Genomic DNA, 23323 nt, shown 5'->3' on the forward strand with positions numbered 1-23323 from the left:
GGCTTGCCACCATGCACTGTCCCTTCTGCGCTGCCAATGACACCAAAGTCATCGACTCGCGCCTGGTTGCCGAAGGCGAGCAGGTCCGTCGCCGTCGCGAGTGTCTGGCCTGCGGCGAGCGTTTTACCACCTTCGAGACCGCCGAACTGGTCATGCCGCGGCTGATCAAGCAGGACGGCAGACGCCAGCCTTTCGATGAAGAAAAACTGCGGGCCGGCATGCAGCGGGCGCTGGAAAAGCGTCCTGTCAGTGTTGAACGCCTGGAAGCGGCGCTGGTGCATATCAAGCACAAGCTGCGAGCGACCGGCGAGCGTGAGCTCAAGTCGTTGGTGGTGGGTGAGCTGGTCATGGGCGAGTTGCAAAAACTCGATGAGATTGCCTACATCCGTTTTGCCTCGGTGTACCGGCGCTTTCAGGACCTCAACGAATTTCGCGAAGAGATCGAGCGCCTGGCTCGTGAGCCGGGCAAGGAATGAGCGCGCAGCAAGCGGTACTCGATGCAGGCTACATGGCTCGCGCGCTGGAGCTGGCACGCAAGGGGCGTTACTCCACCCATCCCAACCCGCGGGTCGGTTGCGTGATCGTGCGCGATGCTCAGGTGGTGGGCGAAGGCTGGCATGTCCGGGCCGGTGAGCCGCATGCCGAAGTGCATGCCCTGCGTCAGGCCGGCGAACAGGCCCGTGGGGCCACCGCCTATGTCACTCTTGAACCGTGCAGTCATCATGGCCGCACCCCACCGTGCGCCGACGCATTGGTCAAGGCTGGCGTGGGCCGGGTGGTGGCGGCGATGCAGGACCCCAATCCGCAAGTGGCCGGGCGTGGCTTGCAGCGTCTGCACGACGCCGGTATAGAGGTCCACAGCGGTGTGCTGCAAGCCGAGGCGCGTGAGCTGAACAAAGGCTTTATCAAACGCATGGAAAGCGGTCTGCCTTATGTGCGGGTCAAGCTGGCCATGAGCCTGGACGGGCGCACGGCGATGGCCAGCGGCGAAAGCCAATGGATCACCGGTCCCGAGGCGCGTGCCGCCGTCCAGCGTTTGCGCGCCCGATCGAGCGTAGTGCTCAGCGGTGCCGACACCGTACTCACCGACAACGCACGGCTGACAGTGCGCCCCGAACAACTGGCTCTCGACCCTGAGCAGACCGCTCTGGCCGCCAGCCGGGCACCATTGCGGGTCCTGGTCGATGGCCGCTTGCGAGTGCCGCTGGACACCGCTTTCTTCCAGGCTGGCCCGGCGCTGGTGGCGGCTTGGGCGGGCGCCGATGCCGTGGCGCGCTATCAGGCGCAGGGCCATGAATTGCTCAGCCTGCCCGCTGCGCAGGGGCATGTCGATTTACGCGCTTTGCTGCTTGAGCTGGGCGCGCGCGGTGCCAATGAAGTGTTGGTCGAGGCCGGCCCGCGACTGGCCGGGGCCTTCGCTCAGCTTGGCCTGGTCGACGAATACCAGATCTTCATCGCCGGCAAGTTCCTCGGCTCCAGCGCCAGGCCGTTGCTGGATCTGCCGTTGTCGCGAATGGATGAAGCCCTGGAGCTCAATATCGTGAAAATGCGTGCAGTCGGCAGCGATTGGCACGTCATTGCTCTGCCTGCGCCCAGACGCGGCGTATAATTTCCGGCTTTGCCCTGGCGCCTGTTGGCGTGCAGCCTGTTCCTGCGGAGGATCCCCATGTTTACCGGCATCATCGAATCGATCGGCAGCATCCGTGCCCTGACTCCCAAAGGCGGCGACGTTCGGGTGTATGTGGAGACCGGCAAACTCGACCTGAGCGACGTCAAGCTCGGCGACAGCATCGCGGTCAACGGCGTGTGCCTGACCGCGGTTGAACTGCCAGGCGACGGTTTCTGGGCTGATGTCAGCCGCGAAACCCTCGATGTCACCGCATTCGTCGACCTCAAGACCGGCAGCCGGGTCAACCTGGAAAAGGCCCTGACCCCTAGCTCACGGCTGGGCGGCCACTTGGTCAGCGGTCACGTCGATGGTGTGGGCGAGATCGTTTCGCGTGAAGAAAACGCCCGGGCGATCCAGTTCCGCGTGCGTGCGCCGCGTGAGCTGGCCAAATACATCGCCCACAAAGGCTCGATCACTGTCGATGGCACCAGCCTGACCGTCAATGCAGTGCATGGCGCCGAGTTCGAGCTGACCATCGTGCCGCACACCCTGGCCGAGACCATCATGGCTGACTACCGCCCGGGGCGTAAGGTCAACCTTGAAGTCGACCTGCTGGCGCGTTATCTGGAGCGCCTGCTGTTGGGCGACAAGGCCGCCGAACCGACCCAGGGCGGTATCACCGAAAGCTTTCTGGCCGCCAACGGCTACCTGAAATCCTGAATTAAGGGGGTGCCGCGTGGCGCTCAACACGATTGAAGACCTGATCGAAGACATTCGTCAGGGCAAGATGGTCATCCTCATGGATGACGAAGACCGCGAGAACGAAGGCGACCTGATCATGGCCGCCGAATGCGTCAAGCCTGAGCACATCAACTTCATGGCCCGCTACGCGCGCGGCCTGATCTGCATGCCCATGAGCCGCGAGCGTTGTGAAACGCTCAAGCTGCCGCTGATGGCGCCGCGCAACGGTTCTGGCTTCGGCACCAAGTTCACGGTGTCCATCGAAGCCGCCGAAGGCGTGACCACCGGCATCTCTGCGGCCGACCGTGCGCGCACTGTGCAGGCGGCAGCGGCCAGGGATGCCAAGGCTGAAGACATCGTCAGCCCCGGCCATATCTTCCCGCTGATGGCCCAGCCTGGCGGCACCCTGGCGCGTGCCGGGCACACTGAGGCCGCCTGCGACCTGGCGCGGATGGCCGGTTTCGAGCCGTCCGGGGTGATCTGCGAAATCATGAACGACGACGGCACCATGTCGCGTCGCGCCGAGCTGGAAGCTTTCGCCCTTGAACATGACATCAAGATCGGCACCATTGCCGACCTGATTCACTATCGCATGACCCACGAACGTACCGTTCAGCGGATTGCCGAGCAGCCGATGGACAGCGAAGTGGGGCACTTCAACCTGGTGACCTACCGTGATTCGGTCGAAGGCGAAGTGCATCTGGCCCTGACCCTGGGCAAGATCTGCGCCGAAGAGCCGACTCTGGTGCGGGTCCATAACATGGACCCGCTGCGCGACCTGCTGCTGGTCAAACAGCCCGGCCGCTGGAGCCTGCGCGCCGCCATGGCAGCCGTGGCAGAGGCCGGCAGCGGTGTCGTGCTGCTGCTCGGTCACCCGCTTGATGGCGATGTGCTGTTGGCGCATATTCGGGAAACCGCCGGGCAACAGCCGATCAAGTTGCCGAGCACTTACAGCACGGTGGGCGCCGGTTCGCAAATCCTGCGCGACCTCGGTGTGCGCAAGATGCGCCTGATGAGTTCGCCAATGAAGTTCAATGCGATATCCGGTTTTGATCTGGAAGTTGTAGAATACGTGCCATCGGAATGACAACTCGCGCGCAGATAGAGCAAAAACCCAGGTTTTTGCCGTCTGCGCGTCGTGCTTTTTGATTGATGACCTAATGGGCACCTCGAAAAATGTAGGCGAGGCAGTCAGCGCAAGGCGAGAACCGGCGAGAAAGCGGAGTTTACGGGGTGTAAATGAGCATTTTGAGCCGGTTTTCAATGCTGCGATGGCAACGCAGGTAGTTTTTAGAGGTGCCCTGACATTTTCAATGTTCGCCACTGAGGCGAACCCGCTCTTTATACGGGACTCAAGCGCATGACCCTGAAGACCATCGAAGGTACCTTCATCGCACCACAAGGCCGCTACGCCCTTGTGGTTGGCCGTTTCAACAGTTTCGTAGTGGAAAGCCTGGTGAGCGGTGCTATCGATGCGCTGGTTCGCCACGGCATCAAAGAAAGCGACATCACCATCATCCGCGCGCCGGGTGCCTTCGAAATCCCGCTGGTCGTACAGAAAGTCGCCCAGCGCGGCGAATTTGCCGCCATCGTTGCTCTGGGCGCGGTGATTCGCGGTGGTACCCCGCACTTTGAATACGTGGCCGGCGAATGCGTCAAGGGCCTGTCCCAGGTCTCCATGGAGTTCGGCGTACCGGTTGCCTTCGGCGTGTTGACTGTCGACACCATCGAGCAAGCCATCGAGCGTTCCGGCACCAAGGCCGGTAACAAAGGCGCTGAAGCGGCCTTGTCGGCTCTGGAAATGGTCAGCCTGCTGGCGCAGTTGGAGGCCAAGTGATTTCCGACGAAAGCGACAAGTTCAACCCGCGCGAACCCAAGTCACCGGACGTCGCCAAGAGCAAGTCCGCCAAGCGCCGCGAAGCACGGCAACTGGCGACCCAGGCGTTGTACCAGTGGCAGATGGCCGGTCATTCGCTGAACGAGATCGAAGCGCAGTTTCGCGTCGATAACGACTTCAGCAATGTTGACGGCGGTTATTTCCGCGAACTGCTGCACGGCGTGGCCAGCCACAAGGGCGAGATCGACACCGCGCTCAAGCCGTGCCTGGACCTGACCATCGAAGAACTCGACCCGGTTGAACTGGCCGTGCTGCGGCTGTCCACCTTCGAACTGCTGCGTCGCATCGACGTGCCGTATCGCGTGGTGATCAACGAAGCGATCGAACTGGCCAAGGTCTACGGCTCCACTGACGGCCACAAGTTCGTCAACGGTGTGCTGGACAAACTGGCGCCAAGCCTGCGTGCTGCTGAAGTCAAAGCTCACAAGCGCTGATCGGCTTGTCGATAAGGCAGGCTGTCATGGGTGAGTTTGAACTGATCCGTCACTACTTCGCCGCCGCGCCCTGTGCGCGGCCCGGCGAGTCGGTCGCGCTGGGCATCGGTGACGATTGCGCCTTGCTCAGCCTGGCGGCGGGCGAGCAACTGGCGGTGTCTACCGACACCCTGGTGGCCGGGGTGCACTTTCCGGTTGTCTGTGATCCGTTCCTGCTTGGCCAGCGCGCCCTGGGTGTTTCCGCCAGCGACCTGGCGGCGATGGGCGCCCGGCCGATTGGCTTCACCCTCGCGCTGACCCTTCCTGACTTCACGGCCGACTGGCTCAAAGCCTTTGCCGAAGGTCTCAATCGGATGGCCGAAGACTGCGGGCTGCGCCTGATCGGTGGCGACACCACCCGTGGCCCGCTGAGCCTGACCCTGACAGTTTTTGGCGCTGTGCCTGGCGGCCAGGCGCTGACCCGTGGCGGCGCGCAGATTGGCGAGCTGCTGTGTGTCGGCGGGGCGTTGGGCGATGCGGCGGGCGCCTTGCCGCTGGTGCTGGGCGAGCGCAGCACTGAGCCTGCTGTCAGCGAGCCACTGCTGGCCCGCTACTGGTCGCCACAACCGCAGTTGGCGCTGGGTATGGCCCTGCGCGGCAAGGCCACGGCCGCGCTGGATATTTCCGACGGCTTGCTGGCCGACTGCGGGCATATCGCCAAGGCGTCAGGCGTGCGCCTGCTGGTTGAACGCGACTGTTTGCCGATGTCCAGTGCACTGCTCGACCTGTTGGGCGACGTTGCTGCGCAACAGGCAGCCCTGAGCGGCGGTGACGATTATGTCCTGGCTTTTACTCTGCCAGCCCCTCAGTTGGCCGGCTTGCAAGCCGCTGGTTGGCCGATCACTGTCATCGGTCAGGTGACTGCCGGCGAAGGCGTTGCGCTGATCGACCGAGACGGCCAGGACATCACCCCGGCAGTGCGCGGTTATCAACATTTTCGAGATTCACAGTGAATAACAATCCCGACAAGATTTCTGCCGAGTACGTGCCGCCTTCGGTATGGACCAACCCTTGGCATTTCATGGCGTTTGGTTTCGGTACCGGAACCCTGCCCAAGGCACCGGGCACCTGGGGTTCGCTGATCGCCCTGCCGTTCATTCCGCTGTGGCAGATGCTGCCGGGCTGGGGCTACGGCCTGATGCTGGCGATCACCCTGATCTTCGGTTGCTGGCTGTGTGGCAGAGTCGCCGATGATCTGGGCGTGCACGATCATGAAGGCATCGTCTGGGATGAGATTGCCGGCATGTGGATCACCCTGTGGCTGGTTCCCGAGGGCTGGCACTGGCTGCTCGCAGGTTTTGTGCTGTTTCGGTTTTTCGACATTCTTAAACCCTGGCCCATTTGCTGGTGCGACCGGAATATCCAGGGCGGCACCGGCATCATGTTCGACGACGTACTGGCCGGTGTGATGGCCTGGTTGTCGCTACAAGGGCTGGTGTGGATCGTCGACTTAATCTAGTTTTCTGATATTGACGTACGAAAATTCGGCATAAGCGAGTGTCAAACCTGCTGTTACAATGCCGGCTTGCCTGATTTCACATTTAGGAGCACAGGGTGCCCGTCGTTTTTGTCGCCGCTTCCAAATTGCCCACGCCTTTTGCGCAATTCACCATGCACGGCTTTCTTGAGTCGGCCACCGGGCGTGAACACGTTGTCCTGAGCCTTGGCGAGATCGCCGATGGCGCGCCTGTGCTCGGCCGGGTGCATTCCGAATGCCTGACAGGTGATGCGTTGTTCAGCCAGCGTTGCGATTGCGGCTCCCAGCTCGAAGCAGCCCTGCGGGCGATTGCTGAAGAAGGCCGTGGTGTGTTGCTGTATTTGCGCCAGGAAGGCCGAGGTATTGGCCTGATGAACAAGATCCGCGCCTATGAGCTGCAGGATGGTGGTGCCGATACCGTCGAGGCCAACGAGCGCCTGGGCTTTGCCGCCGACATGCGTGAGTACGGCATCTGCCTGCCGATGCTTGAGCACCTTGGCGTGGAGTCGCTACGGCTGATGACCAATAACCCGCGCAAGGTCAAGGCGCTGACCGACATGGGCATCAAGGTTGCCGAGCGGGTGCCGCTGCACACCGGGCGCAATCCGCATAACAAGCTGTACCTGGCTACCAAGGCCGGCAAGCTGGGCCATATGATGGGCAATGAGCATCAGAGCGAGGTCGATCCGGCGTGACCCGGGGCGAGGTGTATCAGCGACTGGAGCTGGCCTGGTGGCGGCAACTGGGCCTGACCCTTGCGCCGCTGCTGCTCGCCTGCCTGTTCTTCAAGGCTTCGGAGCCGGGGATCATGGCGTTGCTGTTGTTTGCAATGGGCGCTGGGTCGTTGTTGATCAGCGTCAGGACCCATGGCGTTGCTGTTGTTTGCAATGGGCGCTGGGTCGTTGTTGATCAGCGTCAGGACCCATGGCGTCTACAAGCGTGCGCTGGAAACCACCCGTACTCACCTGGATACACCGCAGGAACCCGCTGCCTGGCTGAACCTGGCGGCGGTGCGGCGTATCGCGTTTCTGGCGGCCAGTACCCCGGCGTGGTTTGCGGCGATTGGCGTGTTGTTCAGCCTGAACGCCGCGCTGGTGTTCCTGCTGGCGTTTGCCAGTATCGGATTGTTGTTCCTGTACCGTATTCCACGTCTGGTGCCGCCGCAGCCTGCGGCCTAAGCGGTAATGATCGATACACCGAACCGGATCGTTCGCGGCTGAAGCCGCTCCTGCAAGGTTTGTGAAACCGTAGGAGAGGCCGGGCGGCGATCCGCTTCAGCCGCGAAGGCGTCAGTTACCCATCAACTCCAGGCGCCGCGCAATCGCCGCCGCGATCCCTTCGGCATCCAGGCCGCATTCAGCCAGCATTTGCGCCGGCTTGGCGTGCTCTACATAGGTGTCCGGCAGCCCCAGATGCAGTACCGACTTGAGAATATTGGCCTGGGCGAGGAATTCGCTGACCGCAGCGCCAGCGCCACCCATCACCGAGTTCTCCTCGACAGTCACCAACAGCTCATGACCAGCAGCGATTTCGCGCAGCAGCGCTTCGTCCAGCGGTTTGACGAAGCGCATGTCGACCACTGTCGCATCAATCGGCTCAGCGGCTTTTAGCGCGTCGGCCAATTGCACGCCAAACACCAGAATCGCTACGCCGTTACCCTGGCGACGGATCACACCCTTGCCAATCTCGATCGGCGCCAGACCCGCCTCGATGGCGGCGTTCGGACCGGTGCCGCGTGGATAGCGCACCGCCGCCGGGCCTTCGTGCAGGTAGCCGGTGGTCAACATCTTGCGCAGCTCGTTCTCATCGCTCGGGGTCATGATCAGCATGCCCGGGATGCAGCGCAGGTAAGACAGGTCGAAACTGCCGGCGTGGGTCGGGCCGTCTTCACCCACCAATCCTGCGCGGTCGATGGCAAACAGCACATCGAGGTTTTGCACCGCCACGTCATGCACCAACTGGTCATAACCGCGTTGCAGGAAGGTCGAATAGATCGCCACGACCGGCTTGCTGCCCTCGCAGGCCATGCCGGCGGCCAGGGTCACTGCGTGTTGTTCGGCAATCGCCACGTCGAAATAACGCTGCGGGAAACGCTCGGCGAAATCCACCAGGTCAGAGCCTTCCTTCATGGCCGGGGTGATGCCCACCAGCCGCTGGTCCTGGCTGGCCATGTCGCATATCCACTGGCCGAACACTCCGGCGTACTTCGGCCCACCGGGCTTCTTGGGCGCGGCGGCCGGAGCGTCCAGCGGGTCGAGTTTGGTAATCGCGTGATAACCGATGGGGTCGACTTCCGCCGGGGCGAAGCCCTTGCCCTTTTTGGTGACCACATGCAGGAACTGCGGCCCCTTGAGGTCGCGCATGTTGCGCAGGGTAGCGACCAGGGTCGGCAGGTCGTGGCCGTCGATCGGGCCGATATAGTTCCAGCCCAGCTCTTCGAACAGCGTGCCAGGCACCAGCATGCCCTTGGCGTATTCTTCGGTACGACGGGCGATTTCCCAGGCACCGGGCAGGCGCGACAGCACTTTTTTGCTGCCTTCGCGCATGCTGGTGTACGTGCGGCTGGAGAGGATCTTGGCCAGGTAGTTGGACAGGCCGCCGACGTTGCGCGAGATCGACATGTCGTTGTCGTTGAGGATCACCAGCATGTCGGCGTTGACTTCCGGTGCATGGTTCAACGCTTCGAAGGCCATCCCGGCGGTCAGCGCGCCGTCGCCGATCACGGCAATCGACTTGCGCTCGATGCCTTGCAGACGAGCGGCAACGGCCATGCCCAGCGCGGCGCTGATCGAGGTGCTGGAGTGGCCGACGCCGAACGTGTCGTACTCGCTTTCGCTGCGCCGCGGGAATGCCGCAATGCCGTCCTTCTGGCGCAGGCTCAGCATGCGCTGGCGACGGCCGGTGAGGATCTTGTGCGGATAGGCCTGATGACCGACGTCCCAGACCAGGCGGTCATCGGGCGTGTCGAATACGTAATGCAGGGCGATGGTCAGTTCGATGACACCCAGACCTGCGCCAAAGTGGCCGCCGGTCTGGCCTACGCTGTAGAGCAGTTCAAGGCGCAGTTCATCGGCCAGGGTTTCCAGCTCGGCTTCGCCGAGGCGGCGCAGGGCGTCCGGTGTGCCAGCACGGTCGAGCAACGGCGTGACGGGGCGCTCGCGGGGAATCTCTTTGAACGTCTTGGGCATCAGGCGAATCGTTATAAGTAGAAGACGCGGCAGTTTACATCAAGCATGGCAGGCTGCCCATGAAGCGCGTCGTGGATGAGTAATGCTGTACGTTTCGACGTGGCAGATCAGTATTGATTCGCTAGCGGGAAACATACGGCGACAGGCGGTGCCAGTCAGTTACGTCGCTCGACAATGTACTGGGCCAGCGCGCGCAACGGTTCGGCGGCCGCGTCGAATGGTCGCAGGGCTTCAAGTGCCTGGTCACGCAGCTCCAGAGCATAGGCCTTGGCGGCGTCCAGCCCCAGCAATGCAGGGTAGGTCGGCTTGTCGCGGGCGATATCGGCGCCTTGGCGTTTGCCCAGCGTTGCCGTGTCGCTCTCTACATCGAGAATGTCGTCCTGAACCTGAAAAGCCAGACCGACGGCGCGCGCGTAGACCTGCAAGGCCGCCAGCCGCTCGCTGTCGGCGTGGCCGCTGGCCAGCGCGCCGAGGCGTACGCTGGCTTCGATCAGGGCGCCGGTCTTGTGCCGGTGCATGTTCTCCAGTGCAGCCTGATCAAGCTTCAGCCCCACCGAACCCAGGTCGATGGCCTGGCCGCCGACCATGCCGGCGGGACCGGCGGCACGGGCCAGGGTCTCGACCATCTGCAGGCGGATTTGCGCATCGCGCACGTTCAGTTGCGGGTCGGTCAGGGCGCTGAACGCCAGGCTTTGCAGGCCGTCGCCGGCGAGAATCGCGCAGGCTTCGTCGAAGGCCTTGTGGGTCGTTGGCTGGCCGCGCCGCAGGTCATCATCGTCCATGGCTGGCAGGTCGTCATGGACCAGCGAGTAGGCGTGAATCAGTTCCACCGCACAGGCTGCGCCATTGGCGTGTTCCGGGATGCCGCCCATGGCCTCGCAGGCCGCGTAGGCCAATAGCGGGCGAACCCGTTTACCGCCGTTCATCACGCTGTAGCGCATTGCCGCATAGATGCGGTCCAGCTCGGCGGCCGGGGCCTTGAACAGCGGTTCCAGAGCACGGTCCACGCGGGCCTGGCTCAGCGCTTGGTAGGTTGCGATCATTGCGCTTGATCCGCTTGGAGTGAGTCACTTTCAAACGGTGCTTCGGCCAGTTCGCCATCACGCTCAAGCAGGATCTGGACCTTCTGTTCGGCCTGGGCCAGCGCACTCTGACAATCGCGGGTCAGGCGCACGCCTTGTTCGAACGCCGTCAGGGAGTCCTCCAGCGACAACTCGCCATTTTCCAGACGCTCTACCAGCGTTTGCAGATCGGCGAGAGACTGTTCGAAATCCAGTGCAGCTTTCTTGCGAGCCATGAGCTATTTCCGGTCAGGGTGAACCGGCGCGACACTAGCAGAGCCGCGCCATCGGGGCAAATTGCACAGCCGGGCGAACCGCTGTCAGCCAGCAGTCGCAAAAGGGCGCCTCTAAAAACGTAGGCGATGGCGCGCGTAGCGCCGCAGGCGCCCAGCCAGCAGGTAGTTTTTAGAGGTGTCCAAAGCCGGCCTGCAAATCAGCGATCAGATCATTGGGATTTTCCAGGCCGATCTGCAAGCGCAGCACCTGCCGGCTACGGCCATCAGTAAACAGGTAGACCTCGCTGACCAGGCTTTCGAAGCCGCCCCACGAATAACCGATGCCAAATAACTGCAGGGCGCTGACAAAACGGTCGGTGGTGCCTGCCGCATCGCTGTTGAATTCAAAGCTGAGCAGGCCATTGCAGCCGTGGAAGTCGCGTTGCCACAGGGCATGACCTGGGTGCTCCGGCAACGCCGGGTACATGACCTGCGCGACCTGGGGCTGGGCCTGGAGCCATTGCGCCACCTGCAAGGCATTGCGCTCATGCATGGCCAGCCGTGCGGCCAGGCTGCGGGCACCGCGCAGCACCAGATAGGCGTCGTCCGGGCTGACGGTACTGCCCATGGCAATCTGCATGGTCTTGAGGGTCTCGAAGTGCGCTTGGGTGGTGCTGACGCTGCCCATCATCACGTCCGAATGGCCGGCCACGTATTTGGTCAGGGCCATCAGCGAGATATCTGCGCCCAGTTCCAGTGGCTTGAACAGCACCCCCGAACCCCAGGAGTTATCCACCGCCAGCAACAGCTCGCGGGTTTTACACAACCGGGCCAGGGCCGGCAGGTCGCACAGCGCGAAGGTCTGCGAACCTGGGACTTCGGCGTAGATCATCCGTGTGTTGGGCTTGATCAGGGCTTCGATGTCGCTGCCATCGGCGGCGTAGTAATCGAATTCGATATCGAAGGCGGTCAGCAGCGTGCGCGCCAGACGCCGCACGGGCGGATACACCGCCTCGGTAATCAGTACGTGCTGGCCGGGGCGCAGAAAAGCCTGAAACATCTGCCCAACCGCGTTCAGCCCGGTGGGGTACAGGCAGGTGCCGTGGGCGCCTTCGAGTTCATTGATCAGGTCCTCCAGCGCAAAGGCGGTGGGGTTGCCATTGGCCGCGTAGGTCAGCGAGCGCTCGCTTTGCGCCCGCAGCTCTTCGGCTTCGCGCAGGCTGGCCAGGCTGTCGAACAGCACGGTGCTCATGCGTACCACCGGCGGATTGACCGACAGCCCGGCGCCACTGGCTGCGCTGCGACCGCCCTGGCTGAGCGCGGTATGGGCACGAGGGTCTTTGGCGATAGGCATGGCAGGCTCCGAAGCTCTGTAAGACGGGCACTCATACTACATGCACTGCACTGTTCCCGGTCAGGGCGTAGTGCATTTGTAGGAAACATCCCCGCATGGCGTAGGCGCCATCTGGTTGTTTGCCCGGCGCTCTACCTGATCGTGCTTCTCGACCAGAATCGCCGCTCATCCCGCGATGCAGAGAGTCCTCCATGACCGATTCCTCGACCTATCGACTGGACGTTGCCGGCTTGCACGAGCCGCTCGCCGTTGCGTCCTTTTTCGGCACCGAGGCCATCAGTCGGCCCTTTGTCTTTGAGCTGACGCTGGGTGAGGGGTATCTCCATATATCCGCCGAGCAGCTGATGTACCGTTCGGCCTTTCTCGCCCTGGGCGCTGCCGGGGCCGGCTTGCACGGGCAGATCCAGAGCGTGCAACGCTGTGTCCAGGGGACGGGCGTTGTCTGCTACCGCCTGACGCTCGGACCACGCCTGGCCTGTCTGGCGCAACGCTATACGCCACGGGTGTTTCAAGACATGAGTGCGACGCAGATCATCACTCAGGTGCTCAGTGAGCATGGCATCGGGACCGATAGCCACCGCTTTCATTTGCAGGAGCCCTGTGCCACGCGGGCGTTCTGTGCGCAGTACCTGGAGAACGACCTGCAATTGCTACAGCGGTTGTGTGTCGAAGAGGGCATTCACTATCACTTTGTTCATGCGCGGCAAAACCATCAGTTGGTCTTCGGCAGTGGCTTGTTCGGTGCCCGGCGCATGGCGCCGGCCCCATGCTGTGAGGATCGGCAGGGCGCTGGCGTGAGCGACTTTGCCCTGACCGGTCCGCAGGCCGGCAGACGGCGCGATGGCAAGGGGCGCAGCACGCTGATGGCGCTGGGCTGTGGGCAACTATTGCCATTGACCGGGCATCCGCGTGCCGAGTGCAATCAGCTCTGGCGAGTGGTCCAGGTCGAGCATCATGGCGAGTCGTTCTACAGCAACCGCTTTGTCGTGCGTTCGTGGGAGGCGCCGGTGCATGTGCCAGCGGTGCCGCCGGTCAGTTTCCCGGCCTTGCTGCGCGCCTTGGTGGTCGGGCTTGACGGGCAGCTGGCCGAGCGCGATGCGCGCGGGCGGGTGCAGGTCCAGTTCGACTGGGTCATGCAGGGAGAGGGGGCGCGTTTCGCCGATTGCTGGTTGCCCGTGCAGGCCGCTGTGCAGGTGCCGCTGTGTGGCGGCATGCCGGTGCTGGTCAGCCCGTCCAGCGAAGCTGGCCGCGAACCGCTGGTGATCGCCTGTTTGGAGCATCAGGCGCCCGAGACGGCCCCAGAGCATGTCGAGGCCCACTTTCCGATCGACTGGCTAACCGGTGCCCAGGATCGCCTGTGGCTCCAGAACGGTCAGCAACTGCAACTGGCTGCTGGTGCCAGATTGACCTTGCAGGTCGGCGCCAGCCGTCTGCATCTGGATGATGATGGTTTGATCCTGAGCGCCCCGCGCCTGAGCTTTAGCCCATCAGTGGGCGAACCAGCCATCGCTGCGGTTCAGGCGCCAGGCAATGATCCCAAGGGTCAGGCCACGCAGCAGCATGAACAGCAGGAAGGTCAGCCATAGCGCATGATTGTCCAGCGTCGAGGCCAGCACTGCGAAGGGCGCCAGTAACACCACGCTGACCAGCATCGCATTACGCATTTCCCGGGCCCGGGTGGCGCCGATGAACAGCCCGTCGAGCAGGTAACTCCAGACCCCGAGCAACGGTGTAAGCGCCAGGTACGGCAGGTAGGTGAGGGCCGTCTCGCGGATCTGGGCAATGTCGGTCTGCATGAATACAAACCAGTGCCCACCGAGGGTAAAGGCCAGGGCGAACAGCAGGCTGGCAATCAGCGACCAGCCGCCGGCCACTACCAGGCTGCGGCGCAGGGTGGTGCGGTCGCGGGCACCGATGGCGTGGCCGCACAGCGCTTCGACGGCGTGGGCCAGACCGTCCAGGGCGTGGGCGGTCAGCAGCAAGCCATTGAGCAGCAGCGCGTTGGCCGCCACCGTCGCATCGCCCAGGCGCGCGCCTTGCGCAGTGATCATGAACATCACCGATTGCAGCGCCAGGGTGCGCAAGAAAATATCGCGATTCACCCCCAGCAGTGGCCGCCAGTTAGGCCAGCGCGCCAAGGCCTGCCAGAGCATCTGCCCCGGCCACAGACGCAGGCGGCGCCAGGCCAGCACCAGCCCCAACAGCACGCCCAGCCATTCGGCGAGTACCGAGGCGCGGGCCGAGCCGACCACGCCCCAGTCCAGGCCAATCACGAACCACAGGTTAAAAGCGATATTGGCCAGGTTGGTGACCAGCAGGATCGCCAGCGGTGCCCTGGCATTCTGGGTGCCGAGCAACCAGCCGACCAGCGCGAAAATGGCCAGGGTTGCCGGCAGGCCGTACAGCCGGGTGTAAAAGAACTCCAGGGTCAACTGATGCAAGTCGGGCGAAGCCTGCATCAGGTTCATCGCCGCCTGGCTGAACGGCAGCGCCAGGGTGATCAGCCCGATGGACAGGATCAGGGCCAGCAACAGGCCTTGCAGCAGAATTTGCCGCAGTGCAGCGCCATCTGCGCGGCCGGTGGCCTGGGCGGCAAAACCGGTAGAACCCATGCGCAGGAACACCATGCCCGAGGCCATGAAGCTGTATAGCGTCGAGCCCACCGCCACGGCGCCCAGTTGATGGGCGTGGGGCAAGTGGCCGATGACGGCGGTATCGACCAGCGCAACCAGCGGGACCGAGATATTCGACAAGATCATTGGCGTCGCCAGACCCCAGACCCGTTTATGGGTAGGGCGGTGACGCCAGTCGTGGATGAGGCTGGACATGAGGGCTCCTGGCAAGCGGCCTAGGGGCTGTTGACGTTTCATCACAACCGCGCCGAGGTCTGTTTTGTCGGCCTGCATAGGCTTTACTCTGTTGAAGTGTGTGTGACAAAACAGCCACGGCCCTGCGGGTTGCGCCCCAAATCGCGCCATGCTTCGTTGAAGGACTTGAAAAGGGAGCGACCATTTCCTGCGTCCTTCGCCTCGCCTGACACGATTTGGCGCTGCAACGCGGCCTGCGCTGAAACATCAACAGCCCCTAGTGTAACGACTGGCCCGTTGGCATGTCGTGCTGAGAACGAAGTCACAAAGCCGCGGTCTATTGCCGCGATCTGCGCTGTATCTGACCGTGACTGCTATATAGTCACCCCTTTCCCATTGCTCCCGACGAGTGCCCCATGCTCAACAAAGGACTGTTCCTGGCTTGCGCGCTTGCGCTGCTTAGTGCCTGTGATTCCTCCTCGCCTGACAAACCTGCCGCGCCGCCCGCGCAGACATCGACGCCTGCCGCCGCTGCGACGACCAAGCCGAAACCGGCGGTTGATCTGCCAGCGCTGGCCAAGCGTTATACAGGGCGTGAAGTGAGCGTGGTGGATGTCTCGGAGATTCAGGTTGAAGGCGCCAGCACCTTGTCGGTGAGCTTCTCCGTGCCGCTGGACCCGGAGCAGAAATTCGCCGAAAAACTACACCTGGTCGACAGCAAGACCGGCAAGGTCGATGGCGCCTGGGAGCTGTCGGATAACCTGATGGAGCTGCGCCTGCGCCACCTTGAGCCGCAGCGCAAGCTGGTGCTGACCGTCGACGCCGGCGTGCGCGGGGTGAATAACAATACTCTGGCCAGCGAGTTCAGTGCCCGTCTGGAAACCCGCGACCTGCAGGCCACGGTCGGCTTTGCCAGCCGCGGCAGCCTGCTGCCGACCCGCCTGGCCGAAGGCCTGCCGGTGATCGCGCTGAACGTCGACAAGGTCGATGTGGAGTTTTTCCGGGTCAAGCCTGATCAGTTGCCCAACTTCCTGACCGAATGGGAAGGCTCGTCGAGCATGTCGGCGTATCGCTCCGAACAGCTGCTGCCGATGGCCGATCTGGTCTACGGCGGGCGCTTCGACCTCAAGCCTGCGCGTAACACCCGCGAAACCCTGCTGCTGCCCATCGGTGGCATCAAGCCCCTGCAAGAGCCGGGCGTGTACCTGGCCGTGATGCGCGCCTCGGGCAGCTACAACTACACCCTGCCGGCAACCCTGTTCACCTTGAGTGACATCGGTCTGTCGGTGCACCGTTACAGCCAGCGCCTGGACGTATTCACCCAGGCCCTGGAAGGCGGCAAGGCGCAGAGTGATGTGAACGTCGATGTTTACGACAACGACGGCAAGGTGGTTGCCCAGGGTAAAACCGACGGCAAAGGCCACGCGCAATTGCCGCTGCCCAACAAGGCTGCCCTGATTCTCGCGCACAAGGGCGAACAGACCAGCCTGCTGCGCCTGAACAGCCCGGCGCTGGATCTGGCCGAGTTCGACATCAGCGGTCCGCAGGCCCACCCGTTGCAGTTTTTTGTCTTCGGCCCCCGCGACCTGTATCGCCCCGGCGAGACCGTGCTGCTCAACGGCCTGCTGCGCGACCAGGACGGCAAATCCGTCAAGACCCAGCCCATCAATGTCGAAGTGCGCCGTCCTGATGAGCAGGTGAGCCGCAAGTTCGTCTGGGAACCGGACGCCAGCGGTTTGTACCAGTATCAATTGCAACTGGCCGACGAAGCCCCCACCGGGCGCTGGCAGTTGGTCTACGACCTGGGCGACGGCAAGCCGCAACTGTATGAATTCAACGTCGAAGACTTCCTCCCGGAACGTCTGGCGCTGGACCTGAAGGGCAGCGAGACGCCAATCTCGCCGGAGCAAAACCCGCAGTTCGAAATCACTGGCCGCTACCTGTACGGTGCGCCGGCCTCCGGCAACAGCCTGACCGGCCAGTTGTATGTTCGCCCGCTGCGTGAGGCGGTGGAGAAACTGCCGGGCTATCAGTTCGGTTCGATTACCGAAGAAGACCTCAAGTTCGACCGCGAGCTGGACGCCACCACCCTGGACGCCAACGGCGAAGCGGTACTGGACGTACAGACCGAATGGGCCAAGGCCCGCTCGCCGCTGAACGTGATTTTGCAGGCCAGCCTGCAAGAGTCCGGTGGCCGCCCGATCACCCGTCGCGTGGTTCAGCCGGTCTGGCCTGCCGAGCGCCTGCCTGGCCTGCGTGCGCTGTTTGGCAGCAGCACCGGCGAAGATGATTATGGCTACGGCGCTGCACGGGGCGAGGCCCAGACGGACGGCGACGGTCCGGCCGAGTTCGAAATTCTGGTGGCTGACGCCGCCGGTAACAAACTGGCTGCCAACGATGTGAAGGTGCGTCTGGTACGCGAGCGCCGCGACTACTACTGGACCTACTCGGACAGCGATGGCTGGAGCTACAACTACAACGAGAAATTCCTCAACCTCAGCGAAGAAACCCTGACCATCAACAAAGACGCCACCGCCAAGGTCACCTTCCCGGTGGAGTGGGGTCCGTACCGCGTCGAGGTTGAAGATCCGGCCACCGGTCTGGTCAGCAGCCTGCGCTTCTGGGCCGGCTACCGCTGGCAGGACAACGCCGAAGGCGGCGCGGTGCGTCCGGACCAGGTCAAGCTGGCGCTGGACAAACCGGCTTATGCCGATGACGCCACCGCCAGGGTCACCGTCACGCCGCCCGCCGCGGGCAAGGGCTACCTGCTGGTTGAGTCCAGCGAAGGTCCGCTGTGGTGGCAAGAGATCGACGTGCCGGCCGAAGGCAAGACCTTCGATATCCAACTGGACAAAAAATGGGCGCGCCATGACCTGTACGTCAGCGCCCTGGTGATTCGTCCCGGCGAGCGCAAGGCCAACGTTACGCCCAAGCGTGCCGTGGGTGTCCTGCACCTGCCGCTGGACCGCTCGCAACGCAAGCTGGGCCTGACCGTTACGGCACCGGAGAAGATGCGTCCGAAGCAGCCATTGAAGCTGAAAGTGGCCGCCAAGAACGCTGATGGCAGCGTGCCCAAGCAGGTGCAGGTACTGGTCTCGGCGGTCGACGTGGGGATTTTGAACATCACCCGCTATGCCACACCTGATCCGTTTGCCAGCCTGTTTGGTCGCAAGGAATATGGCGCCGACCAGCTCGACGTGTACGGCCAGTTGATCGAAGCAGGGCAAGGCCGGCTGGCCAGCCTGGCGTTCGGTGGCGATGCCTTGGCCAAGGGCGGCAAGCGCCCGGACACCAGTGTCACCATCGTCGCTCTGCAAAGCGCCCCCGTTGTCCTGAACGAGCAGGGTGAAGGCGAGGTCAGTGTCGATATTCCTGACTTCAACGGCGAACTGCGGATCATGGCCCAGGCCTGGACCGACGAGCGCTATGGCATGGCCGAAGCCAAGACGGTGGTCGCCGCGCCGCTGATTGCCGAACTGTCGACGCCGCGCTTTCTCGCCGGCGGTGACCAGACCAGCGTGGCGCTGGACTTGGCTAACCTGTCCGGCAAAGCCCAGAAACTTGATGTGCAATTGTTCGCCGAAGGCCAACTGAGCATTCCGGGCGGCGACCAGAGCAAGACCGTGCAACTGCAACAAGGTCAGCGCACCACGCTGAAATTCCCGGTCCAGGCACAAGGTGGTCTGGGTCAGGGCAAGCTGCGGGTCAAGGTCGATGGGCTGGTCATTCCGGGCGAGGACCTGCCGCCGCTGTCGCGTGAATGGACCGTGGGCGTGCGCCCGGCCTACCCGGCGATGTTGCGTCATTTCCGCGCCGTGCTGGAGCCAGGCCAGGAGTGGAGCCTGCCCGAAGGCGCACTGCAAGCCTTTGAACCGGCCGGCCGTGAGGCGCTGATGTCGTTGTCGAGCCGTCCGCCGCTGAACCTGGGTGAGCAGATCCGCGCCCTCAAAGCCTACCCGTATGGCTGTGCCGAGCAGACCGCCAGCGGCCTGTACCCGTCGTTGTATGCCGACGCCGCGACCCTCAAACGGCTGGGCCTGGCCGGCGAGCCGGATGCCGAGCGCAAGCGCAAGGTCGAAATCGGGATCGAGCGGCTGTTGGGCATGCAGCGCTACAACGGCAGCTTCGGCCTGTGGGGCGCCGATGGCGAAGAGGAATACTGGCTGACCGCCTACGTCACCGACTTCCTGCTGCGCGCCCGCGATCAGGGCTTTGCGGTGCCGGCTGAAGCCTTGAAGAAAGCCAACGAACGCTTGATGCGCTACCTGCAGGATCGCGGTCAGGTGCAGGTCAACTACAGCCAGAACGCTGAGCACACCCGTTTCGCCGTGCAGGCCTACGCCGGTCTGGTGCTGGCGCGCAGTCAACAGGCGCCGCTGGGTGCCCTGCGCACCCTGTTCGAACGGCGCAGTGATGCACGCTCCGGCCTGCCGCTGGTGCAACTGGCTGTGGCGCTGGAAAAAATGGGCGACAAACCCCGTGCCGAGCAGGCCCTGCGTGCCGGTCTTGCGGCCGGTCGCAAGCCCAATGAGTGGCTGGCCGACTACGGCAGCCCGCTGCGTGACCAGGCACTGATCCTGGCCTTGCTGGAAGAAAACAACCTGGGTGGCGAGGCGCGTAACCAGCGTCTGTTCGACCTGGCCGATCAACTGGCGGCCAGCCGCTACCTGTCGACCCAGGAAAGCAACTCGCTGTTCCTGGCCGGCCGCAACCTGCTGGGCAAACCGGAGAAAGACTGGACCGCGCTGTTGTCTTCGGCCGGCCAGAACCTTGACCTGAGCAACCGCCAGCCGGGGCAGAAACTTGCCGGTGCAGTGCTGGCCGCACCGCTGGCGCTGCACAACCAGAGTGGCGAAACGCTGTACCAGCAGTTGACCCTGTCCGGTTACCCGACCCAGGCACCGCTGGCTGGTGGCGAGAACCTGACAATCAGCCGCGAGTACCTGAGCCTGTCCGGCCAGCCGCTCAACGTCGAGGCATTGAAGACCGGCCAACTGGTGCTGGTGCACCTGCAAGTGTCGGCGCGTCAGCGGGTACCGGATGCGCTGATCGTCGACCTGCTGCCGGCGGGCCTGGAACTGGAAAACCAGAACCTGGCGCAAAGCGCGGCCAGCCTGGAAGATGCCAGCGAGTCGATCAAGGGGTTCCGTGAGTCGATGGAGAACGCCAGCCTCAAGCACCAGGAGTACCGTGGTGATCGTTATGTTGCGGCGCTGGAAATCGAGGGCAGTACCCGTCCGGTGCACCTGCTGTACCTGGCTCGTGCAGTCACTCCAGGTATCTACAAGGTGCCGCCGCCGCAGGTCGAATCGATGTACCGGCCGAACTGGCAGGCCCTGGGCGAAGCCCCGGCGCAGATGGTGGTCAGGGCTAAATAGACCTGACCCCGCAGGAGCCGCTTTAGCTGCGAAGCTTTCGCGGCTAAAGCCGCTCCTACGAGGGCGGTTACGGGGTTGTGGTTACGAGATGATCCAGCTCAACAACCACAGCCCCAGCGCCAGCCAGATGATGCCGAGGATGATCGAGGCGCGCATGAAGGCGCGGATCGCCGAATAAAGAAACAGCAAGCCGACGATCAGCGCCAGAATGCTGACCAGCGATGTATCCATGCCCAACGCCCGTGACAAGCCATCGACGAAGTTGCCGCCGGCATGCACGAACAGATTGAAAAACCACGCCAGACCATCGACCACAAAGCGGATCACCGCGCCGATCGCCTGGCCCAGCCACTCGAAGAAGCCTTCTACTTGCATGGATAATGTCCTGATTGAAAGGGGAACCTGTTTGCTTTGGCTGTCGGCCACTATCGCTGGTTCCCTGAGGGCGGGAGAGTCTTTGCTGTGAAATGGTTTTTTGTTGAGCGCCTGGGGCCGCGTAGCCGGCGCTGGTTACCGCTCATCTTGCTGGTTGTGCTGTTGCCGCCGCTGCTGTTGTGGCTGGCTGACCGGATCTGGCCGTTGCCATTGCCCAAGGATGATCTGGCCAGGGTGGTGCTGGCCGAAGACGGTACGCCGCTGTGGCGCTTCGCCGATGCTGATGGTGTGTGGCGCTATCCGGTAAGCAGCAGCCAGGTTTCGCCCTATTACCTGGAGGCGTTGCTGACCTACGAAGACCGCTGGTTCTATAGCCACCCTGGTGTTAACCCGCTGTCGCTGGCCCGCGCCAGCTGGCAAAACCTCAGCGGTGCCCGTGTGGTGTCGGGCGGCAGCACCCTGTCGATGCAGGTGGCGCGTCTGCTCGACCCGCATGCGCGGACCGTACCGGGCAAACTGCGTCAATTGTGGCGCACCGTGCAACTGGAATGGCACCTGTCCAAGCCACAAATCCTCGAAATCTATCTTAATCGCGCGCCGTTCGGCGGCACCCTGCAAGGCGTGGCGGCCGCCAGTTGGGCGTATCTGGGCAAGTCACCGCAACACCTGACCCGCTCAGAAGCTGCGATGCTTGCGGTGCTGCCCCAGGCGCCCAGCCGCCTGCGTCCGGATCGCCATCCGGAGCGGGCCCAGCACGCACGGGACAAAGTGTTGCGGCGGCTGGCCGAGTTCGGTGTCTGGCCGCAGTCCGGAGTCGATGAGGCACTGCAAGAGCCTTTGTTGCTGGCGCCCCGTCAGGAGCCGAGCCTGGCCCCCTTGTTGGCCCGCCGCCTGAACCGGCCGGACAGCCCGCCATTGATTCGCACCACCCTCGACGCCAGCCTGCAGCGGCGTATGGAAGACCTGCTGATGGGCTGGCGCGCACGGCTGCCGGAGCGCACCTCGGCAGCCATTCTGGTGGTTGAGGCCGAGAACATGGCGGTGCGTGCCTATGTCGGCTCGGTGGACATCAACGACACCAAACGTTTCGGCCATGTCGACATGATCAGCGCCCTGCGCTCACCGGGCTCGACCCTCAAGCCGTTCCTGTATGGCATGGCCATGGATGCCGGGCTGATTCACTCTGAATCGCTGTTGCAGGATGTGCCACGGCGTTATGGCGATTACCGGCCCGGCAACTTTTCGGCGGGGTTCGGCGGGCCGATTGCCGCCAGCTCGGCGTTGTCGATGTCGCTCAACCTGCCGGCGGTGCAACTGCTGGAGGTCTATGGCCCGAAGCGGTTTGCCGCCGAACTGCGTAACGGCGGGATTCCCCTGACCTTGCCGCCGCTGGCCGAACCGAACCTGGCGCTGATTCTGGGCGGTGCAGGCACGCGTCTGCAAAACCTGGTCGCCGGCTACAGTGCATTCGCGCGCGGTGGGGTCAGTGCCGATATTCGCCTGCAACCACAAGACGCCTTGCGCGAGCGACGCATGATGTCGCCGGGGGCGGCATGGATCATCCGGCGCATTCTCAGCGGCCAGTCACGGCCGGACCTCGACCCGCACGCTGAACTGGTGCAGCGCCCGCAACTGGCCTGGAAAACCGGCACCAGCTACGGCTTTCGCGATGCCTGGTCGATTGGCGTCGGGCCGCGCTTTCTGGTCGGTGTATGGATCGGCCGCCCCGATGGCACGCCAGTACCCGGCCAGTTCGGCCTGGCCTCGGCCGCACCGCTGATGCTGCAGGTCCACGATGTGCTGGCCAACCGCGACAGCCAGCGTGGGATCAATACCCCGGTGGCACCGGTGCCCTTCAACGTCGGCGTAGCGGCTATCTGTTGGCCGCTGGGCCAGCCGATGAGCAAGAGCGACCCGAACTGCCGCCGGCAGCGCTTTGCCTGGACCCTGGAGGGCACCACCCCGCCGACCTTGCAGGCCGCCGACCAGCCATTGGGCCTGGGCCTGCTGGAAAAAGTCTGGGTCAACGCCGAAGGCTTGCGGGTCGATGCCAGCTGCGCTGGCGCCGTGGCCCGCGACATCGCCCTATGGCCGGCGCCACTGGAACCCTGGCTACCGCGCGCCGAACGCCGCGAAGCGCGCCTGCCTGCCATCGACCCTGGCTGCCCGCCGCAAGGCATCAGCATGGTCACGCCGCTGAGCATCGTCGGCGTGCGCGAGGGCGACAACCTGCGCCTGCCCGCCGGCAGCCGCCAGGCCCTGCACCTGAAACTCTCGGCACTTGGCGGCAGCGGCCGGCGCTGGTGGTTCATCGACGGTTCACCGGCGGCCGACACCGACAACCAGCAAGACTTCAACACCACCCTCAACCGCTCCGGGCATTACCAACTCAGCGTGCTGGACGAAAGCGGCCAGACCGCCCAGGTGCAGTTCAACGTCATCGATTGAGTTGGTTGTAAACGCTCAAGTAAGCGGTTTGAAAACAGTCGGGTGAATCAATTGTAGACCCAATACTGTTCAGTTAACTCGGTGGGAGTTGGCTTGCCGGGGTGCCGGACCACAACGAAGGCAGCGGTCCATTCGCAGCAGATGCTGTGACTTTACCGGCCTCTTCGCGACCAAGGTCGCTCCCACAAAGGCATGCGGCGGGTATGTGAACAGTATGGGTTGTAGACCATATACCGAATACCAAAATGCGAGCGGCTGCAAAACAACAGGAACGCCCCATAAATTAGTCATATATAACGT

General features: G+C 63.4%; 18 protein-coding genes and 1 pseudogene. 13 read left to right on the plus strand and 6 right to left on the minus strand.

The genetic code is table 11. From position 1 onward, the window contains the following. The first annotated feature begins 11 nt into the window (after positions 1-11). The 10 genes and pseudogenes from nrdR (at position 12) to NJC38_RS24240 (ending at position 7375) form a co-directional block, all read left to right on the plus strand. Complete coding sequence (gene nrdR, locus NJC38_RS24195; RefSeq protein ID WP_045493887.1) at positions 12-476, plus strand: transcriptional regulator NrdR; 465 nt, start codon at positions 12-14, stop codon at positions 474-476. Beyond that, entirely contained in the window at positions 473-1609 is a 1137-nt protein-coding gene (ribD, locus tag NJC38_RS24200; RefSeq protein ID WP_253117398.1) for a bifunctional diaminohydroxyphosphoribosylaminopyrimidine deaminase/5-amino-6-(5-phosphoribosylamino)uracil reductase RibD, read from the plus strand. The genes nrdR and ribD overlap by 4 nt, the downstream gene beginning before the upstream one ends. A gap of 57 nt (positions 1610-1666) precedes the next feature. Next, positions 1667-2329, plus strand: coding sequence for a riboflavin synthase (locus NJC38_RS24205; RefSeq protein WP_045483987.1), 663 nt, complete (start codon positions 1667-1669; stop codon positions 2327-2329). A gap of 16 nt (positions 2330-2345) precedes the next feature. Next, complete coding sequence (ribBA, locus tag NJC38_RS24210; RefSeq protein ID WP_045483984.1) at positions 2346-3437, plus strand: bifunctional 3,4-dihydroxy-2-butanone-4-phosphate synthase/GTP cyclohydrolase II; 1092 nt, start codon at positions 2346-2348, stop codon at positions 3435-3437. 273 nt (positions 3438-3710) lie between these two features. Beyond that, the gene (gene ribE / locus NJC38_RS24215) at positions 3711-4187 is read left to right on the plus strand and encodes a 6,7-dimethyl-8-ribityllumazine synthase (RefSeq protein WP_045483981.1); all 477 of its coding nucleotides are present in this window, start codon (positions 3711-3713) and stop codon (positions 4185-4187) included. Continuing rightward, positions 4184-4681, plus strand: a complete 498-nt coding sequence (gene nusB / locus NJC38_RS24220; protein ID WP_045483978.1) for a transcription antitermination factor NusB — start codon at positions 4184-4186, stop codon at positions 4679-4681. Before ribE ends, nusB begins: the two co-directional genes overlap by 4 nt. A 26-nt stretch (positions 4682-4707) precedes the next feature. After that, positions 4708-5673: a thiamine-phosphate kinase gene (gene thiL, locus NJC38_RS24225; RefSeq protein ID WP_253117399.1), complete on the plus strand. Its 966-nt coding sequence runs from the start codon at positions 4708-4710 to the stop codon at positions 5671-5673. Further along, positions 5670-6179 carry a phosphatidylglycerophosphatase A gene (locus NJC38_RS24230; protein WP_253117400.1) on the plus strand — a complete coding sequence of 170 codons (510 nt, stop codon included), beginning with the start codon at positions 5670-5672 and terminating at the stop codon, positions 6177-6179. The genes thiL and NJC38_RS24230 overlap by 4 nt, the downstream gene beginning before the upstream one ends. Before the next feature lie 95 nt (positions 6180-6274). Beyond that, positions 6275-6892 carry a GTP cyclohydrolase II gene (ribA, locus tag NJC38_RS24235; RefSeq protein ID WP_045483968.1) on the plus strand — a complete coding sequence of 206 codons (618 nt, stop codon included), beginning with the start codon at positions 6275-6277 and terminating at the stop codon, positions 6890-6892. Beyond that, a pseudogene (locus NJC38_RS24240) lies at positions 6889-7375 on the plus strand (MFS transporter). The gene ribA and the pseudogene NJC38_RS24240 overlap by 4 nt, the downstream one beginning before the upstream one ends. 111 nt (positions 7376-7486) lie before the next feature. Here the strand turns inward: NJC38_RS24240 and dxs are convergent. The 4 genes from dxs to metC all read right to left on the minus strand — a co-directional run bounded on the left by dxs (position 7487) and on the right by metC (position 12015). After that, a complete protein-coding gene (gene dxs, locus NJC38_RS24245) occupies positions 7487-9385 on the minus strand; it encodes a 1-deoxy-D-xylulose-5-phosphate synthase (RefSeq protein WP_253117401.1) in 1899 nt (632 codons plus the stop codon). A 155-nt stretch (positions 9386-9540) separates the two neighbouring features. Then, complete coding sequence (ispA, locus tag NJC38_RS24250; protein ID WP_253117402.1) at positions 9541-10428, minus strand: (2E,6E)-farnesyl diphosphate synthase; 888 nt, start codon at positions 10426-10428, stop codon at positions 9541-9543. Then, positions 10425-10682, minus strand: a complete 258-nt coding sequence (locus NJC38_RS24255; protein ID WP_045483958.1) for an exodeoxyribonuclease VII small subunit — start codon at positions 10680-10682, stop codon at positions 10425-10427. Before NJC38_RS24255 ends, ispA begins: the two co-directional genes overlap by 4 nt. A 169-nt stretch (positions 10683-10851) precedes the next feature. Next, on the minus strand, positions 10852-12015 hold the full coding sequence (metC, locus tag NJC38_RS24260; protein WP_253117403.1) for a cystathionine beta-lyase: 1164 nt from the start codon (positions 12013-12015) through the stop codon (positions 10852-10854). A 191-nt stretch (positions 12016-12206) separates the two neighbouring features. Here metC and NJC38_RS24265 point away from each other — a divergent pair, with 191 nt between their 5' ends. After that, positions 12207-13601: a contractile injection system protein, VgrG/Pvc8 family gene (locus NJC38_RS24265; protein WP_253117404.1), complete on the plus strand. Its 1395-nt coding sequence runs from the start codon at positions 12207-12209 to the stop codon at positions 13599-13601. Here the strand turns inward: NJC38_RS24265 and NJC38_RS24270 are convergent. After that, positions 13503-14843, minus strand: coding sequence for an MATE family efflux transporter (locus NJC38_RS24270; RefSeq protein ID WP_253117405.1), 1341 nt, complete (start codon positions 14841-14843; stop codon positions 13503-13505). The two genes, NJC38_RS24265 and NJC38_RS24270, sit on opposite strands and share 99 nt — an antisense overlap. A 395-nt stretch (positions 14844-15238) precedes the next feature. Here NJC38_RS24270 and NJC38_RS24275 point away from each other — a divergent pair, with 395 nt between their 5' ends. Next, positions 15239-20200 carry an alpha-2-macroglobulin gene (locus tag NJC38_RS24275; RefSeq protein WP_253117406.1) on the plus strand — a complete coding sequence of 1654 codons (4962 nt, stop codon included), beginning with the start codon at positions 15239-15241 and terminating at the stop codon, positions 20198-20200. A gap of 81 nt (positions 20201-20281) precedes the next feature. Here the strand turns inward: NJC38_RS24275 and NJC38_RS24280 are convergent, their stop codons facing one another. Then, complete coding sequence (locus NJC38_RS24280) at positions 20282-20575, minus strand: hypothetical protein (RefSeq protein WP_253117407.1); 294 nt, start codon at positions 20573-20575, stop codon at positions 20282-20284. An 87-nt stretch (positions 20576-20662) separates the two neighbouring features. Here NJC38_RS24280 and pbpC point away from each other — a divergent pair, with 87 nt between their 5' ends. Continuing rightward, positions 20663-23023, plus strand: coding sequence for a peptidoglycan glycosyltransferase PbpC (gene pbpC, locus NJC38_RS24285; protein ID WP_253117408.1), 2361 nt, complete (start codon positions 20663-20665; stop codon positions 23021-23023). Positions 23024-23323: the final 300 nt, after the last annotated feature.

Source organism: Pseudomonas sp. 21LCFQ010 (genome assembly GCF_024129905.1).
Lineage (GTDB): Bacteria > Pseudomonadota > Gammaproteobacteria > Pseudomonadales > Pseudomonadaceae > Aquipseudomonas.